Annotated in this window: 15 protein-coding genes and 1 pseudogene; 5 read left to right on the top strand and 11 right to left on the bottom strand. The window is 68.8% G+C overall.

Features of this window, described 5'->3' with window-relative positions:
• Positions 1-14 precede the first annotated feature (14 nt).
• From WS89_RS29990 to WS89_RS29960, 7 genes are all read right to left on the bottom strand, one after another.
• Complete coding sequence (locus tag WS89_RS29990; RefSeq protein WP_059795709.1) at positions 15-713, bottom strand: HAD family hydrolase; 699 nt, start codon at positions 711-713, stop codon at positions 15-17.
• Positions 710-1,561, bottom strand: coding sequence for a carbohydrate ABC transporter permease (locus WS89_RS29985; RefSeq protein ID WP_034208254.1), 852 nt, complete (start codon positions 1,559-1,561; stop codon positions 710-712). The genes WS89_RS29990 and WS89_RS29985 overlap by 4 nt, the downstream gene beginning before the upstream one ends.
• Positions 1,558-2,505 (bottom strand): carbohydrate ABC transporter permease, encoded by a 948-nt coding sequence (locus tag WS89_RS29980; protein WP_059795707.1) that lies wholly within the window; start codon positions 2,503-2,505, stop codon positions 1,558-1,560. Before WS89_RS29980 ends, WS89_RS29985 begins: the two co-directional genes overlap by 4 nt.
• A 114-nt stretch (positions 2,506-2,619) precedes the next feature.
• Positions 2,620-3,945 (bottom strand): ABC transporter substrate-binding protein, encoded by a 1,326-nt coding sequence (locus tag WS89_RS29975; RefSeq protein WP_059504614.1) that lies wholly within the window; start codon positions 3,943-3,945, stop codon positions 2,620-2,622.
• Positions 3,946-4,017: 72 nt separating this feature from the next.
• Positions 4,018-5,370, bottom strand: coding sequence for a D-tagatose-bisphosphate aldolase, class II, non-catalytic subunit (locus tag WS89_RS29970; protein ID WP_059795705.1), 1,353 nt, complete (start codon positions 5,368-5,370; stop codon positions 4,018-4,020).
• The gene (locus WS89_RS29965) at positions 5,358-6,314 is read right to left on the bottom strand and encodes a sugar kinase (RefSeq protein ID WP_059795704.1); all 957 of its coding nucleotides are present in this window, start codon (positions 6,312-6,314) and stop codon (positions 5,358-5,360) included. The genes WS89_RS29970 and WS89_RS29965 overlap by 13 nt, the downstream gene beginning before the upstream one ends.
• Positions 6,315-6,386: 72 nt before the next feature.
• On the bottom strand, positions 6,387-7,163 hold the full coding sequence (locus WS89_RS29960; protein WP_059795702.1) for an L-iditol 2-dehydrogenase: 777 nt from the start codon (positions 7,161-7,163) through the stop codon (positions 6,387-6,389).
• Between the two features lie 341 nt (positions 7,164-7,504).
• On the opposite strand from WS89_RS29960, the gene WS89_RS29955 reads away from it, so the two are divergent.
• The 4 genes from WS89_RS29955 to WS89_RS29940 are packed head-to-tail and all read left to right on the top strand — an operon-like array spanning position 7,505 to position 10,604.
• On the top strand, positions 7,505-7,966 hold the full coding sequence (locus tag WS89_RS29955; protein WP_027785279.1) for a Fur family transcriptional regulator: 462 nt from the start codon (positions 7,505-7,507) through the stop codon (positions 7,964-7,966).
• 46 nt (positions 7,967-8,012) lie between these two features.
• The gene (locus WS89_RS29950) at positions 8,013-8,924 is read left to right on the top strand and encodes a metal ABC transporter solute-binding protein (RefSeq protein ID WP_059795701.1); all 912 of its coding nucleotides are present in this window, start codon (positions 8,013-8,015) and stop codon (positions 8,922-8,924) included.
• A gap of 17 nt (positions 8,925-8,941) precedes the next feature.
• On the top strand, positions 8,942-9,829 hold the full coding sequence (locus tag WS89_RS29945) for an ABC transporter ATP-binding protein (protein WP_059795699.1): 888 nt from the start codon (positions 8,942-8,944) through the stop codon (positions 9,827-9,829).
• On the top strand, positions 9,822-10,604 hold the full coding sequence (locus tag WS89_RS29940) for a metal ABC transporter permease (RefSeq protein WP_059795972.1): 783 nt from the start codon (positions 9,822-9,824) through the stop codon (positions 10,602-10,604). Before WS89_RS29945 ends, WS89_RS29940 begins: the two co-directional genes overlap by 8 nt.
• Positions 10,605-10,715: 111 nt before the next feature.
• Here the strand turns inward: WS89_RS29940 and fghA are convergent, their stop codons facing one another.
• From fghA to WS89_RS29925, 3 genes are all read right to left on the bottom strand, one after another.
• On the bottom strand, positions 10,716-11,564 hold the full coding sequence (fghA, locus tag WS89_RS29935; protein ID WP_059795697.1) for an S-formylglutathione hydrolase: 849 nt from the start codon (positions 11,562-11,564) through the stop codon (positions 10,716-10,718).
• Positions 11,565-11,580: 16 nt separating this feature from the next.
• Positions 11,581-12,687: an S-(hydroxymethyl)glutathione dehydrogenase/class III alcohol dehydrogenase gene (locus tag WS89_RS29930; RefSeq protein WP_034208263.1), complete on the bottom strand. Its 1,107-nt coding sequence runs from the start codon at positions 12,685-12,687 to the stop codon at positions 11,581-11,583.
• 212 nt (positions 12,688-12,899) lie between these two features.
• Positions 12,900-14,351 (bottom strand): xylulokinase, encoded by a 1,452-nt coding sequence (locus WS89_RS29925; protein ID WP_059795695.1) that lies wholly within the window; start codon positions 14,349-14,351, stop codon positions 12,900-12,902.
• Positions 14,352-14,791: 440 nt separating this feature from the next.
• On the opposite strand from WS89_RS29925, the gene WS89_RS29920 reads away from it, so the two are divergent.
• Positions 14,792-16,168, top strand: a complete 1,377-nt coding sequence (locus WS89_RS29920; RefSeq protein ID WP_059506709.1) for a nucleobase:cation symporter-2 family protein — start codon at positions 14,792-14,794, stop codon at positions 16,166-16,168.
• Between the two features lie 446 nt (positions 16,169-16,614).
• On the opposite strand, the pseudogene WS89_RS34060 reads toward WS89_RS29920, so the two are convergent.
• A pseudogene (locus tag WS89_RS34060) lies at positions 16,615-16,782 on the bottom strand (multidrug transporter); the annotation flags it as partial.

Here is a 16,782-nt window from a genome sequence, read left to right as displayed (position 1 = left end):
GCGCTCGATCGTTGCTAGTTCGGCAGCACCGCGCCCGTCGCCTGCCAGCGCGCGACGTAGCCGGGCAGCTCGTGCATGTCGTCGAATACGTGGCGCGCGCCGATGCCGCGCAGCGCGTCGATCTGCGCGGCCGACGCGTGCCCGCCGCCGACGAAGCCGAGCACGGTCATGCCGGCCGCGGCCGCCGCGGTGATGCCGGTCACGCTGTCCTCGACGACGAGGCAGTTCGCGGGCGCCGCGCCGAGCGTGCGCGCGGCAGCCAGATACACGTCCGGCGCCGGCTTCGGCCGCGCGACCGAATCCGCGCAGAACAGCCGGTCGCCGAAAAAGCGCGCGAGCCCGGTGCGCGCGAGCGCCGCTTCGACGTACGCGCGATAGCTGTTGCTCGCGCAGGCGGTCGTCAGCTCGATCGCCTCGAGTGCCGCATCGATGCCGTCGACCATCGGCGCGTTGACGGCGGCCGCCTCGACCGCGCGGCGGATCGCGTCGACGTCGTCGGCCGACAGCGTGCGCCCCACCGCGTCGCTCGCGCCTGCCAGCACGCGCTCGATGCGCAGCCCGAGCAGCGGCATCACGGCCGGCCGCGCATCGACGCCCGGCCAGCGCGCATCGAGTTCGCGCACGATCACGTCGGCGGCCACGGCCTCGCTGTCGATCAGCACGCCGTCGCAATCGCAGATCAGCACGTTCGTCCCTGCGCTTGGCCTCCTCATTTGACCGCCCCGAACGTGAGCCCCCGCACGAGCTGCTTCTGCGACAGCCAGCCGACGATCAGGATCGGCGCGACCGCGAGCAGCGAAGCGGCGGACAGCTTCGCCCAGAACAGCCCTTCGGGGCTCGAGTACGACGCGATGAACACGGTCAGCGGCGCGGCGTTCGAGCTCGACAGGTTGATGCTCCAGAACGCCTCGTTCCACGACAGGATCACGAGCAGCAGCGCAGTGGACGCGAGCCCCGGCAGCGCCATCGGCATCAGCAGGTAGACGATCTCCTGCCACGTCGACGCGCCGTCGATGCGCCCGGCCTCGAGAATGTCCTTCGGGATCTCGTTGAAGTACGTGAAGGTCATCCATACCGCGATCGGCAGGTTGATCAGCGTGTAGACGATCACGAGCCCCGACACCGTGTCGAGCAGCCCGGAGTTCTTCCACAGCAGGTAGATCGGCACCAGCACGCCGACCGACGGCATCATCTTCGTCGACAGCATCCACAGCAGCACCTTCTGCGTGCGGTGGTTCGGGAAGAACGCCATCGCGTACGCGGCCGGCACCGCGAACAGCAGCGAGATCACCGTGACGCCGGCCGAGATCAGCACCGAATTCCATGCGAACGCGAAGTAGTTGCTGCGCGCGAACACCTCGCGGAAGCTGTCGAGCGTCGGCATGAACAACAGCGTCGACGCGTACGCCTGCTGCTCGGTCTTGAACGCGGTGATCGCCATCCAGAAGATCGGGAAGAACAGCAGCAGCGCGATCAGCCATGCGAGCGTGCCGGGCAGCGCGCGCCGCACGAGGTCGAACACGGCCGGCGTGCGCCGGCCTTCGAAGGTCAGGTCGCTCATTTCTCGTACTCCCCCTTCAGGTTGCGCGCGAGCATCCGCACGAGGAAGAACGACACGACGTTCGCGACCACGACGGCGATGATGCCGCCCGCGGACGCGAGGCCGACGTCGAACTGCTGCAGGCCGAGCGCGTAGATCAGGTAAGACAGGTTGGTCGTCGCGTCGCCGGGGCCGCCGCCCGTCGTCGTATAGATTTCCGCGAAGATCGACAGCAGGAAGATCGTCTCCATCATCACGACCACGGCGATCGCGCGCTTCAGGTGCGGCAGCGTGATGTAGAAGAACATCGCGACCGGGCCGGCGCCGTCGATGCGCGCGGCTTCCTTCTGCTCCTGGTCGAGCGACTGGATCGCGGTGAACAGGATCAGGAACGCGAACGGCAGCCACTGCCACGCGACGATGATGATCACCGCAGTCAACGGGTAATCGGCGAACCAGTCGATCGGCGTCATCCCGAGCGCGCGCATCGCGTTCGCGACGAGCCCGTACACCGGATGCAGGATCATGTTCTTCCAGATCAGCGCGGACACCGTCGGCATCACGAAGAACGGCGCGATCGCAAGCAGGCGCGCGATGCCCTGCCCGTAGAACTTGCGGTCGAACAGCACGGCCATCAGCACGCCGCCGACCACGGTGATCGCGAGCACCGCGCCGATCAGCACGAGCGTGTGCCAGATCGCGGGCAGGAACGACGGATCGGTCGCGAGGAAACGGTAGTTGTCGAGCCCGGCGAAGCCCTTCACGTCCGGGTTCAGCAGGTTGTAGCGCGAGAACGAATACCAGATCGTCATCGCGAGCGGAATCGACATCCACAGCAGCAGCACCGCGACGGACGGCGACACGAGCCAGCTCGCGCCGGCGCGCGCACGGCGCGGCGCGCCGGGCGGCGACGACGCGTCGCCGACCGACGGCGCGTGACTCAGGGGAAGACGCAGGTGACGCATGATCGGAGTCCCTCCGGTTGATGCGCGGGCGCGAACGGCCTGCCCGCCTGTCGGCTTCGCCGGCTCGCGCCGTGCGCCACGGCGCACGATGCGAGCCGCGCGACGGCTTGCGCGTTACTTCTTGTAGCCGGCCTGCCGCACCGCGCGGTCGGCGGCCGCCTGCCCGGCGGCGAGCGCCTGGTCGACCGACATCTGGCCCGCGACCGCGCCCGCGATCGACTGGCCGACCACCGTGCCGAACGACTGGAATTCAGGAATCCCGACGTACTGCACGCCCGTGTACGGCACCTTCTTCAGCGACGGATCGTTCGGGTCGGCCGTCTCGATCGCCTTCAGCACGAAATCCGAGAACGGCGCGGCGGCCTTGTACTCGGCGCGCTGATACGTCGACGTGCGCGTGCCCGGCGGCACCGAGGCCCAGCCCTCGTCCTTGCCGACCATCTCGATGTACTGCTTCGACGTCGCCCACGCGACGAACTTGCGCGCGGCATCCTGCTGCTTCGACGTCTTCGGCACGGCCAGCGCCCACGCCCACAGCCAGTGCGAGCCCTTCGGCGTGACGGCAACCGGCGCGGCCGCGAAGCCGATCTTGTCGGCCACCTGCGACTGCTGCTTGTTGTAGAGCATCCCGGCCGCGACCGTCGCGTCGATCCACATCGCGCACTTGCCGGACGCGGTCAGCGTCAGGTTCTCGTTGAAGCCGTTCGAGCTCGCTCCCGGCGGGCCGTTCTTCTTCAGCAGGTTCACGTAGAAATTGATCGCCTTCTTCCATTCGGGCGACGTCAGCTGCGCGTTCCAGTTCTCGTCGAACCAGCGCCCGCCGAACGTGTTCACGACCGTCGACACGTACGCCATGTTCTCGCCCCAGCCGGCCTTGCCGCGCAGGCAGATCCCGTAGGTGCCCTTCGACTTGTCGGTGAGCTTGTCCGCGAATTCGGCGATCTGGTCGTAGGTCGGCTGGTCCGGCATCTTCAGCCCCTTCGCCGCGAACAGGTCCTTGCGGTAGAACGTCATCGAGCTTTCCACGTAGAACGGCAGCGCGTAGAGCTGGCCGTTGTACGACAGGCTGTCGCGCGCGGTCTTCACGATGTCGTTCAGGTCGTAGTCGGCGGGCAGCCCCGTGATCGGCGCGAGCCAGCCGCGCTTGCCCCACTGCGGCGTTTCATAGGTGCCGATCGCCATCACGTCGAACTGGCCGCTGCCGGTCGTGATGTCGGTCGTCGCGCGCTGGCGCAGCACGTTCTCCTCGAGGATCACCCAATTCAGCTTGATGTCGGGGTTCGCCTTCTCGAACGCCGGCGACAGCTTCTTCAACTCGATCATGTCGGGGTTGTTCAGCGTCGCGATCGTCAGCGTGCCGGCGGACGCCGCGCAGGCCGCCGTCGCGAGCGCGGCTCCGGCGAAACAGCGTGCGGCGGCGTCGAGCATCTTTCGTTGCATGGCATGTCTCCTGTGATTGTTCGAAATGTCGTCGGTCTTGCGTCGGTGTTGCATCGTTTCCTTCGCGGCCCGTCATGCCGGCCGCTGCATGCCGCACGCGCGCGCATAGTGCGCGATCACGTCGCGTATCCGGTGGCACACCCATGCGCGCGGCGCCTTCGCGAGGCCGCCCGCGCGGCATGCCGCATAAACGTCCGGCAGCCACTGCGCGACGAGCGTCTCCGGCACCGGCTGCCGCGCGAGGTTGTCGAACAGTTGCTCGACCGCGGCCGCGACGGCCGGCTGCAGCCAGTAATAGCGGATGCGGTCGCTGTAGCTGAACTGGCGCGCGAGCCGCTGCGCGGTCTCGTCGCCGCGGTAGTACGGCGCCCAGTGCTCGGGCTGCGCGCGCATCGCCGCATCGACGACGTCGCGCAACCGCGAGCGCTGCGCGACGTCGTCGATCAGCGCGTCCTCGATGAACGTCAGCGCGAACAGCGCCTCGCGCAACGCGAACGTCAGCGCGGGGCCGACCTTCAGCACCGCGAAGTGGTCGCGCACCAGCGCGGCGAGCGCGGCTTCGGTCTGGTAATCGGTCGAATGCGCTTCGAACACGAGGCGCGGCGTCTGCAGGATGCTCGCGCCCAATGACGCTGCCTTGGCGCTGTCGTAGTCGAGCACGTGGCGATCGTCGAAGTCCACGCCCGGCTGCGCGACGATCGCGACGACGCGCGTCCATGCGTCGTCGAGCCCGGCCGCCGAGAACGCGCGGCGGTGCGCGTCGAGCGTCGCCGCGACGCTGTCGCTGCGCGTGACCGCGATCCGCGCGATCGCGTCGTGACTCGCGTCGCCACTCACCTCGCCGCCCGGCGTCGGCACCTCGGTGCCGATCACGTAGACGGGCGCGACGCCGGCGCGCGCCGCCGCGTCTTCCGCGACGCGGCACAGCTCGGCCGCGCGCGCGGCGATCGTGCGATCGTCGAGCCGCGGCGGATCGTCCGCGCACGCCATGCTCGCATCGAGATGGATCTTCTCGAACCCGGCTTCGACATACGCGGCGACCATCGCCCCGGCCTCGCGCATCGCGTCGGCCGCGCGGCGATGCCGCCACGGGTTGGGGCCGAGATGGTCGCCGCCGAGCACGAGCGCCGACGGCGCGAGCCCGCAGCGCGCGGCGATCGCATCGACGTCGCGGCGAAAATCGGCAGGCGTCATGCCCGTATAGCCGCCGAGATGGTTCACTTGATTGCAGGTCGCCTCGATCAGCAGCGGTGAGCCGTCGGTGCGCGCGGTTTCGCACGCGGCCTCCAGCACGAGCCGGTGCGCGCTGCAGATCGAATAGATGCCGCGCTGCGCGTCCGCGCGGTTCGCGTCGAAGATCATCCGCAGCACGGTGTCCGCGTGCGCAGTGCGCGTGCGCTCGGCAACGGTCGTCAGGCCGGACATGCGATACCTCGTTCGGTCAGGAAACGGTCGATCTCGGCCGCGCTGCTGTTGCCTTCCATCGGGCCGCGCCGCGTGACCGCAATCGCGCCCGCCGCGTTCGCGCGGCGCAACGCGACATCGATCGGCAGGCCCGCGACGAGGCTCGCGACCAGCGTGCCGCCGAAACAGTCGCCGGCACCGGTCGGATCGACTTCGTCGACCGGGAACGCCGGCGCCTGCGCCCGGTGCGCGCGATCGAACGCGACGCTGCCTTGCGCGCCGCGTTTGAGCACGACGCGCTCGAGCAGCGGATGCGTCGCGAGCAGGCCCGCGATCGCGCGCTCGGCCGGCTGCGGCCCGCAGAAGAACGGCAGGTCGGCTTCGCTCGGCAGGAACAGGTGGCACGCGGCGAGCATCTCGTCGAGCGCCGCGCGCATCGGCCGAAAACTCAGCATCTCGGGCCGCACGTTCGGATCGAACGACACCTTCGCGCCGGCGCGCGCGGCCTCGATCACGCCGCGCTGCACCGCCGCGATCGCCGATTCGCTCGTCAGCGACGAGCCCATCACGTGGAAATAGCGGCAGCCGTCGAACATCGCGGTGTCGACGTCGGACGCATCCACGCACGCAGCCGCGCTGGTCGACAACGTGAAGACGAAACTGCGCGAGCCGTCGTCGCGATACGCGACGAACGCGGTGCCGGTCGGACGGGCGACGCGGCGGATGCGCGCGACGTCGACGCCATCGCGTGCGAGCCGCGCGACCATTGCGTCGCCGAACGCGTCGCGTCCGACGCAGCCCGCATACGCGACGCGCGCGCCGAGCCGGGCGGCCTGATCGGCGAAGATCGCCGGCGCGCCGCTCGGGAACGGTCCGGCGAACAGGCCCGGCGTATCGAAGCCCTGGCCGCGCTCGACGGCGACGAATTCGGCCAGCAGCTCGCCGGCGACGACGATCTCGGCCATCAGGCGTGTCCTCGTGCGGCGGCGGCCGCGTGCAGCGAATCCGCCCGGGTTGCGCATGCGAGCGGCGGCATGTCAGCTCATCCAGTTGCCGCCGTCGACGTTCAACGTCTGGGCGGTGATGTAGTCGGCGTCGGCCGACGCGAGGAACAGCGCGGCGCCCGTCAGGTCGCCCGGCACGCCCATGCGGCCGAGCGGCACGGCTTCGCCCACGAGCCGCTTCTTCTCGCCGAGCGGCCGGTTCTCGTAACGCGCGAACAGCGCATCGACCTGCTCCCACATCGGCGTGTCGACGACGCCCGGCGCGATGCCGTTCACGTTGATCCGGTGCGGCGCGAGCGCGAGCGCGGCCGACTGCGTATAGCTGATCACCGCCGCCTTGGTCGCGCAGTAGTGCGACACGAGCGCCTCGCCGCGACGGCCGGCCTGCGACGACATGTTGACGATCTTGCCGCCGCGCCCCTGCTCGACCATCCGCTGCGCGACGGCCTGCATCAGGAAGAACAGCCCTTTCACGTTGACCGAGAACAGCCGGTCGAACACGTCCCACGATTCGTCGAGGAGCGGGCGCATGTCGAACAGCGCCGCGTTGTTGAACAGGATGTCGACGCCGCCGAAGCGCTCGACCGCCGTCGCGACGATCCGCGCGATGTCGTCGCGGCGCGTGACGTCGGCCGTGACGGCCACCGCGCGGCCGGGGCTGGCCTCGATCAGCCGTGCGAGCGAGCCGCTCGCAGGCTTCAGGTCCACCAGCACGCAGCGCGCGCCCTCGTCCAGATAGCGTTGCGCGACCGCCTCGCCGATGCCGCTTGCGGCGCCCGTCAGGATCGCGACCTTGTCTGCCAGTCTCACTGGTTGTCTCCGGTTCGTTCTGTTGCACGACGGTCGCGAAGTGAGCGAACGCTCGCTGACCGATCAATTGCTCTGTTGGTGATCGAATGATCGGATACGCGATACGCGCTGTCAAGACGACATGACGGCTTTCTATGACGCGCTGCGGCACGGCCGCGCCCGGCGATGCCCCGCCGCGCCCGCACGGCAAGGGCGCGCGGCGCACGGTGCGGCGCAGTGGCGTTGACGGTGAAGGGGACGCAGCGACGCGGGAAGCAAGGGCGGGAAACGGAATTCGCGCTGCATGGCGCGGCGATACGTTATATCATCGCTGTACTTTGTTTCAGCGCCTGCTTCATGCCATGGCTACCTCATCGTCCATTGACGCCCGGCTGTCCCGGGCCGACGCATTCGCCGCCGAGCACGGGCTCGCGTGGACGCCGCTGCGCCGCCAGGTCTACGAACGCGTGCTGGCCGCGCAGCGCCCGATCGGCGCGTACGACCTGCTCGCGGAACTCGAACCGCAACGCGGCCGCGTGCCGCCGACGACCGTCTATCGCGCGCTGGATTTCCTCGTCGAGCACGGCTTCATCCACCGGATCGAATCGAAGAACGCGTTCTTCGCATGCTGCGAGATCGGCGTGCCGCACGAAGGCCAGTTCCTGATCTGCGATGCGTGCGGCGACACCGTCGAGATTCCCGGCGGCGACCTCGCGAAGCAGTTGTCCGCGAGCGGGCCCGCGCACGGTTTCGAAGTCCACCACCAAGTCGTCGAGCTGAGCGGCCTGTGCGGGCACTGCAAGCGCAAGCCCGCACAACGCTGACGCCGACTCGCGCGGCGCACGCGCCGCCCTTCCAACGAGGAGTTCCATGTCCATTGCCCTGAAGCGCGCGCCGCGGCGCGCCCTGTCGCCTGTCCGCTGGCTGGCCGCCGCTGTCGCCGCGCTGTCGTTCGCCGCGCCCGTGCTTGCGCAGGCTGCGACCGTCAACGTCGTCGCCGCCGAGAATTTCTACGGCGACGTCGCCTCGCAGATCGGCGGCCATCACGTCGCGGTCACGAGCATCCTCAGCAATCCCGACCAGGATCCGCACCTGTTCGAAGCGAGCCCGAAGACCGCCCGCGCGCTCCAGCACGCGCAGGTCGTGATCTACAACGGCGCGAACTACGATCCGTGGATGGCCAAGCTGCTCGGCGCGTCGAAGCAGGCGAAGCGCGCGACGATCGTCGTCGCCGATCTCGTCGGCAAGAAGGCCGGCGACAACCCGCACCTGTGGTACGACCCGGCGACGATGCCCGTGGCCGCACGCGCGATCGCGGCTGAGCTCGGCCGCGCCGACCCGGCGAACAAGGCCGAGTACGACGCGAACCTGCAGAAGTTCGTCGCGTCGCTGAAGCCCGTCGACGACAAGGTCGCCGCGCTGCGTGCGAAGTACAAGGGCGTGCCCGTGACGGCCACCGAGCCCGTGTTCGGCTACATGTCGGACGCGATCGGCCTCGACATGCGCAACCAGCGCTTCCAGCTCGCGACGATGAACGACACCGAGGCGAGCGCGCAGGACGTCGCCGCGTTCGAGGGCGACCTGCGCAAGAAGCAGGTGCGCGTGCTGATCTACAACAGCCAAGCCGAAGAGCCGATGACCAAGCGCATGCTGAAAGTCGCGCGCGACAGCGGCGTGCCGACCGTCAGCGTCACCGAGACGCTGCCGGCCGGCAAGACCTTCCAGCAATGGATGGCCGGCCAGCTCGACGCGCTCGGCAACGCGCTTTCGGCCGGCAAGTAACAGACGACCGTAACGACATGACCGTCACTCCCCACGCCCTCGCCGTCGATCGCGTCACGCTCGAACTGGGCGGCCGCACGATCCTGCGCGACGTGAGTTTCTCGATCGAGCCCGGCGAATTCGTCGGCGTGCTCGGGCCGAACGGTGCGGGCAAGACGACGCTGATGCGCGCGGTGCTCGGCCTCATCCCCGTGTCGGCCGGCACGCTGTCGGTCGGCGGCGTGCCGGTCGTGCGCGGCAACGCGTCGATCGGCTACATGCCGCAGATCAGGAGCGGCCTCGCGAACCGCCGGATGCGCGGCTACGACTTCGTCGCGATGGCCGCCGACGGCCACCGCTGGGGCCTGCCGCACACGAACGCGGCCACGCGCCGCGACGTCGATCGCGTGCTCGACCTCGTCGGCGGCTCGTCGCTCGCGCGCCGGCCGCTGTCCGAACTGTCGGGCGGCGAACGGCAGCGGCTGCTGCTCGCGCAATGCCTGCTCGGCAACCCGAAGCTGCTGCTGCTCGACGAGCCGCTGATCAGCCTCGATCCGAACCACCAGCGCGGCGTCGTCGAACTCGTGCGCAACGTGCAGCAAGAGCTCGGCATCACCGTGCTGTTCTCCGCGCACGAACTGAATCCGCTGCTGAACGCGCTCGACCGCGTGCTGTATCTCGGCAACGGCGTCGCGGCGCTCGGCACCGTCGACGAGGTGATCACGAAGCCCGTGCTGTCGCGGCTCTACGGATCGCCGATCGACGTGATGCGCGTGAACGGCAAGATCTTCGTGATGTCGGGCGACGTCGAGATCGAGAAGCACGATCACGAACACGAGGACGACGATCATTCGCACGGCGGTGGCGGCGGACACGGCCATCATCACCATGGACACGCCCATCCCGGGCATTCGCACGATGTTTGAATACGACTTCATGATCAACGCCTTCGCGGCGTCGGGAATCGTCGCGGTGCTCGCGGGCATCGTCGGCTATTTCCTGGTGCTGCGCGGGCAGACCTTCGCCGGCCACGCGCTGTCGCACGTCGGCTTCACCGGCGCGACGGGCGCGGTGCTGCTCGGCATCTCGCCGATCTGGGGGATGGTCGGCTTCACGCTCGCGGCCGGGATCGGGATGGGCGCGCTCGGCGAGCGGCTCGCGGGCCGCGACGTCGCGATCGGCGTGATCCTGTCCGGCGCGCTCGGCTTCGGCCTGCTGTTCCTGCACTTCTACACGTCGTTCGCGACGCAGGTCACCGCGCTGCTGTTCGGCAACGTGCTCGCGGTCAGCCGCGACACCCTCGCGGTGCTCGCGGGCATCGGCGCGGTGAGCCTCGCCGCGCTCGCGCTGATCGCGCGGCCGCTGTTGTTCGCGTCGCTGCAGCCCGAGCTGGCCGAAGCCAAGGGCGTGTCGCTGCGCACGGTGTCGATGCTGTTCCTCGCGGTGTGCGCGCTCGCGGTGGCCGCGGCGACGCAGATCGTCGGCGTGCTGCTCGTGTTCACGCTGCTGGTCGGGCCGGCGGCGGCCGCGCAGAACCTGTCGACGCGCCTGTCGACGGGCGTGCTGCTCGCCGCGCTGTTCGCGCTGTTCGAAGCGTGGGCCGGCATCGTCCTCGCCTATCACACCGACTGGCCGACGAGCTTCTGGATCACCGCGCTGTCGGCGCTCGTGTACGGCGCGAGCCTGTTGCGGCGCAACTGATCGCGGCCCGGCGATCGCCGCCCGATGCCAATGAAAACGCCGGCGTGCCCGAAGGGGTAGCGCCGGCGTTCTTTCATGCGAACCGGATGCGTGACCTGCTTGCGCCGATATTCACCGCACCAGCACGCGCGCGTGATGCGCGAGATGATCCGCGATGAATGTCGAGATGAAGTAGTAACCGTGGTCGTAGCCCGGATGGCGGCGCAGCGTCAGCGGCTGGCCGGCCTTCGCGCACGCGGCTTCGAACACGTCGGGGTTCAGCTGGTTCGCGAGGAACTGATCGGCCAGCCCCTGATCGACCAGGATACCTTCAGCGAACTTCGGCGCATCGGCGCGCGCGACCAGCTCGCTCGCGTCGTGCGCCTTCCACGCTTCGCGATCGGCGCCGAGATAGCCCGAGAACGCCTTCTCGCCCCACGGGCAGCGCGTCGGCGCGGCGATCGGCGCGAACGCCGACACCGACCGGTACAGGCCCGGATGACGCAACGCGAGCGTCAGCGCACCGTGGCCGCCCATCGAGTGGCCGAAGATCCCGAGCCGCGCGCCGTCGATCGGCAGCTCGGCCGCGACGAGCTCGCGCAGCTCGCCCGTCACGTACGACTCCATCCGGTAATGCGTCGACCACGGCGCTTCGGTCGCATCGACGTAGAAGCCCGCGCCGACACCGAAGTCCCATGCATCGGTCTCGCCCGGCACGCCCGCGCCGCGCGGGCTCGTGTCGGGCATCACGAGTGCGATGCCGTGCTGCGCCGCGTACTGCTGCGCGCCGGCCTTGATCGCGAACGTCTCGTCGGTGCACGTGAGCCCCGCGAGATAGAACAGCGCCGGCACGCGCCCGTGCGCCGCCTGCGGCGGCAGGTACACCGAGAACTTCATCGGCAGGCCGATGGCCGCCGAATCGTGACGGTAGAAACGCTGCTCGCCGCCGTGGCACGCATGCGAGGAAACGAGTTCGAGCATGGCGGTATGCCCCCGGTCAGTACAGCACGACCGAGCGGATCGACTCGCCGGCCTTCATCAGGTCGAAGCCTTCGTTGATCCGCTCGAGCGGCAGCGTGTGCGTGATCAGGTCGTCGATATTGATCTTGCCTTCCATGTACCAGTCGACGATCTTCGGCACGTCGGTACGACCGCGCGCGCCGCCGAACGCCGAGCCCTTCCATTCGCGGCCCGTCACCAGCTGGAACGGACGCGTGCCGATTTCCTCGCCAGCCGCGGCCACGCCGATGATGAACGACTGGCCCCAGCCCTTGTGCGTGCACTCGAGCGCCTGGCGCATCAGCTTCACGTTGCCGACGCATTCGAACGAGTAGTCGGCGCCGCCGTCGGTCAGCTGCACGATGTGGTCGACGACGTTCTCGACTTCGTTCGGGTTGATGAAGTGCGTCATCCCGAACTTCTTCGCGAGCTCGACGCGCTTCGGGTTGATGTCGACGCCGATGATCTTGTCCGCACCGACCATCTTCGCGCCCTGGATCACGTTCAGGCCGATTCCGCCGAGGCCGAACACGACGACGTTCGCGCCGGCCTCGACCTTCGCCGAGTACACGACCGCGCCGACGCCCGTCGTCACGCCGCAGCCGATGTAGCAGATCTTGTCGAACGGCGCGTCCTCGCGCACCTTCGCGACCGCGATCTCCGGCACGACGATGTAGTTCGAGAACGTCGACGTGCCCATGTAGTGGAACAGCGGCTTGCCGTCGAGCGAGAAGCGCGACGTCGCGTCCGGCATCAGGCCCTTGCCCTGCGTCGCGCGGATCTTCTGGCACAGGTTGGTCTTGCGCGACAGGCAGAACTTGCACTCGCGGCATTCGGGCGTGTAGAGCGGAATCACGTGGTCGCCCTTTCTCACGGTGCCGACGCCGGGGCCGACGTCGACCACCACGCCCGCGCCTTCATGGCCGAGGATCGCCGGGAAGATCCCTTCCGGATCGGCGCCCGACAGCGTGTAGTAATCGGTGTGGCAGATGCCCGTCGCCTTCACTTCGATCAGCACTTCGCCGGCGCGCGGCCCTTCGAGATCGACTTCCTCGATCGTCAGCGGCGCACCCGCCTTCCATGCAATCGCGGCTTTCGTTTTCATCGTGTCACTCCTGTATGTCTGTGAGATCGGCCCGAGCCGGCGTGCGGCGCCTGCAGGGGTTCGTGCAAATCGGTCGAAGCCGTGCCGCGCGGCACGGCACAAGAATCTCGTGCTCGCCATGATGGCTGCTCCCGCCGCGCATCGCGTGCGGGAAACGGTCGCCGGCTTGCCAGGATGCGTCATCGCTGACGCAAAAGAACAAGTGCCCGAGTTTAAACGCCCGTCGTGAACCATGCATCCGTGCGCGCGTACAGATCGACGAAGCGCGCGTGGCGCGCAGCCAGCAGGCGGTCGTCGTGCGGCGCGGCAACCGGCGACGCGCTCGGCGCCAGCGCGTGCAACGCATCCTCGCGCCAATGCCCGATCGCGACGCCCGCGAGCAGCGCGGCGCCACGCGTCGCGGCGTTCGGGCAATCGATCGCCTGCAGCGATGCGCCGAGCGCGTCGGCGAGCAACTGGCGCCAGCGCGGATCGACCGAGCCGCCGCCCGCGAGGCGGAGCGTCGTCACCGCGTCGCCGCGGTCGGCCTCGCGGATCGCATCGAGCCCCGCGCGCAACGCGAACGCGACGCCTTCGAACGCGGCGCGCATCATCGCCCCGCGCGTATCGCCGAGCCCGAGGCCGAGCCAGCCGCCGCGCGCATCGGGGTTCATCCACGGCGAACGCTCGCCGGTCAGGTACGGCAGGAAGCACAGCCGTTCGGACGCCGGCTGCGCGAACGCGTCGTCATACGCATCGGCCCAGCGCGCGTAGCCGAGCCAGCCGCGCACGGCTTCGAGCGCGAGCCCGACGTTCTGCATCGCCGCCATCGTGTAATAGCCGCCGCCCGCCGCCGCACGATAGCGATGCAAGCCGCGCCGCGCGGGCGGCAGCGCATCCGCGAGCACGACGATCTGCCCGCCGCTGCCGGTCGTCAGCAGCGCATCGCCTGCCGCGGCCAGCCCGCTGCCGAGCGCCGCGCACGCGGTGTCGGCCGCGCCCGTCGCCAACGGTACGCCGGCCGGCAGGCCGAGCGCTGCGGCGGCCTGCGCGCCGAGCACGCCGCAGCGCGCGGTGGACGCATGAACCGGCGCGAAGCGGTCGGCCGGCAGGCCGAGCGCGTCGATCAACGCGATATCCCACGCACCGTCGGGCGTCGCGAGCGCGGTGGCGCACGCGTCGCTCGGATCGGCCGCCACGTCGCCGCCGAGTGCGATGCGCAGCCAGTCCTTCGGCTGCACGGCCCAGCGCGCGGCACGCAGCGCATCGGGTGCGTGCGTCGCCAGCCAGCGCAACAGCGGGCCCGCCATGCCGGGCGCCACGGGGTTCGGTGCGACGGGCGATCCGGACGCCGGCCAGCCGGCCGCCTCCGCCTCGCGCGCCGCGCGCGTGTCGGGCCACAGCAGCGCGGGTCGCACCGGCTGGCCGGCCGCGTCGATCAGCACGACACCATGCATCTGGCCCGAAAAACCGATCGCCGCCACCTGCGCACGCTCGTCGGCCGGCAGCCGCGCGACCGCGCGCACGAGCGCCTGCCACCACGTGTCGGGCGCGATTTCCGCCCAGCCGGGCTGCGGCGACGACAACCCATAAGGTTCGCTCGCCACCGCCCGCTCGACGCCGTCGGCATCGAGCGTGACGAGTTTGACGGAGCCGGTGCCGAGGTCGATTCCGAGCAGGCGCATGACGTGAAGGGGGAGTCGTATGAACGGGTATCGATGATAACGGGATCGCGACGCGCGCCCCGGTTTTGGCCGCCGCTTCGGCGCATCGAAAGTGCGGTCGGGTCGAGGCGCTCCACCGGGCTGCACCTTGCACGCGAAAGCGGCCGTTCGCGGGTTAACCCGGCGCGATTTCCCCACCCCGCTTTTTGCCACTATGCGGGCCGCCCGATACACACCATAAAGCGACCCATATTTGACATGGGGGCCGGCGCTATTTTGAAGCGCTATAAAACCGGTACACCTCACTCCCGCGGCAGTTTCCCGATGATCGATCCCCGGCTCCATGCCGAAATGGCATATCGAACCAGCAAAGAGCGGAATAGAACCCAGTGCTCTTGTTGCATGGACACATTCCGAATAACTTCGTATCACCCCGAAAACAAGATCATGGAGTGAGACAGATGCAATCGAACACGGTCCATCCGTGCGATGAGGTGCTGCCGACCGGCAAGCTGGTAACGCTTGGCCTGCAGCACGTCCTCGTCATGTACGCCGGCGCCGTCGCCGTGCCGCTTATCGTCGGCGCCGCGCTCAAGCTGCCGAAAGACCAGATCGCGTTCCTGATCAGCGCCGATCTGTTTTCGTGCGGCATCGCCACGCTGATCCAGACGCTCGGCCTGTGGATCTTCGGCATCCGCCTGCCCGTCATCATGGGCTGCACGTTCGCGGCGGTCGGCCCGATGATCGCGATCGGCACGAACCCCGGCCTCGGCATTCTCGACATCTTCGGCTCGACCATCGCCGCCGGCATCATCGGCATCGTGCTCGCGCCGATGATCGGCAAGCTGTTGCGGTTCTTCCCGCCCGTGGTCGTCGGTACGGTGATCGCCGTGATCGGGCTGTCGCTGATGGAAGTGGGCATCAACTGGGCGGCCGGCGGCGTCGGCAACCCCGAGTACGGCAGCCCGGTCTATCTCGGCCTGTCGCTGCTCGTGCTCACGCTGATCCTGCTGATCAACAAGTTCGGCCGCGGCTTCATCGCGAACATCTCGGTGCTGCTCGGCATCGTCGCCGGCTTCGTGATCGCGTTCGCGATCGGCCGCGTGAACACCGACGGCGTGGCGCATGCGCCGTGGGTCGGCTTCGTGATGCCGTTCCACTTCGGCCTGCCGCACTTCGATCCGCTGTCGATCGTGACGATGGTCACGGTGATGTTCGTCACGTTCATCGAATCGACCGGCATGTTCCTCGCGGTCGGCGACATGGTCGATCGTCCGGTCAACCAGGAGCGCCTCGTGCGCGGCCTGCGCGTCGACGGTCTCGGCACGCTGATCGGCGGCATCTTCAACTCGTTCCCGCATACGTCGTTCTCGCAGAACGTCGGCCTGATCGGCGTGACGGGCGTGAAGAGCCGCTTCGTGTGTGCGACGGGCGGCGTGATCCTCGTGCTGCTCGGCCTGTTCCCGAAGATGGCGCAGGTCGTCGCGTCGGTGCCGCCGTTCGTGCTCGGCGGCGCGGGCATCGTGATGTTCGGGATGGTCGCCGCGAACGGCATCAAGGTGCTGTCGAAGGTCGACTTCGTGAACAACTCGCACAACCTGTTCATCGTCGCCGTGAGCGTCGGCATGGGCCTCGTGCCGGTCGTGTCGCCGCACTTCTTCTCGAAGCTGCCGCCGGCGCTCGCGCCGATCCTGCACAGCGGCATCCTGCTCGCATCGGCCACGGCCGTGATCCTGAACATCGTGTTCAACGGCGTGAAAGGCGAAAAGGATGCACGCTGCGAGATTCGGCGCGCCGGACACGACTTCGACGGGCGTCCCGCCGACGCGCACCACTGATCGCGCCGCGCCGGACGACGGCGCGAAGCGGTAACGACGAACGCCACGGCATGCCGTGGCGTTTTTGTTTCGGGGTGCAGGACCCGACACGGTGCCGGGCGATCCCGCTTCACGCGGGCAGGCGGGTCGCCGGATGCACGATGCGCCATGCCGACTGACGGTGTGATCGACGTGATCGATGCGATCGACGTGATCGGTGTGATGGCGTGATCGGTGTGATGGCGTGATCGGTGTGATGGCGTGATCGGTGTGATGGCGCGATCGGTGTGATTGCACGAACGCAATGCGACGCGGCGCACGCATCGTCACGACATCGACGCCCTTCTTTCCGCACGATTCGCCGGCGCAAAAGAAAACGCCGCGGACTTTCGTCCGCGGCGTTTTCGTTTTCGCATACAGCCGCTTCGAAGCGAGGCGCGGCATACCGCGCCCGCCCTTCTCCGTGCTTACCCGTTCGTCGCCGTTGCCGACGCAGGCGCCGGAGCGGCCGCCTTGTCGTAATCGACCGGCGCATCCGGCGCGCGCGGCGCTTCGCCCGCGCGCTGGATCCAGCCGCCGCCGAGTGCGCGGTACAGGTCGACCAGGTTCGTCCAGCGTGCCAGACGCGCGCTGAT

Origin of the sequence: Burkholderia sp. MSMB1072 (genome assembly GCF_001524725.1) — a bacterium.
In the GTDB taxonomy this organism is placed as follows: Bacteria; Pseudomonadota; Gammaproteobacteria; order Burkholderiales; family Burkholderiaceae; genus Burkholderia.
This window is presented reverse-complemented; position numbering and strand designations above follow the sequence as displayed.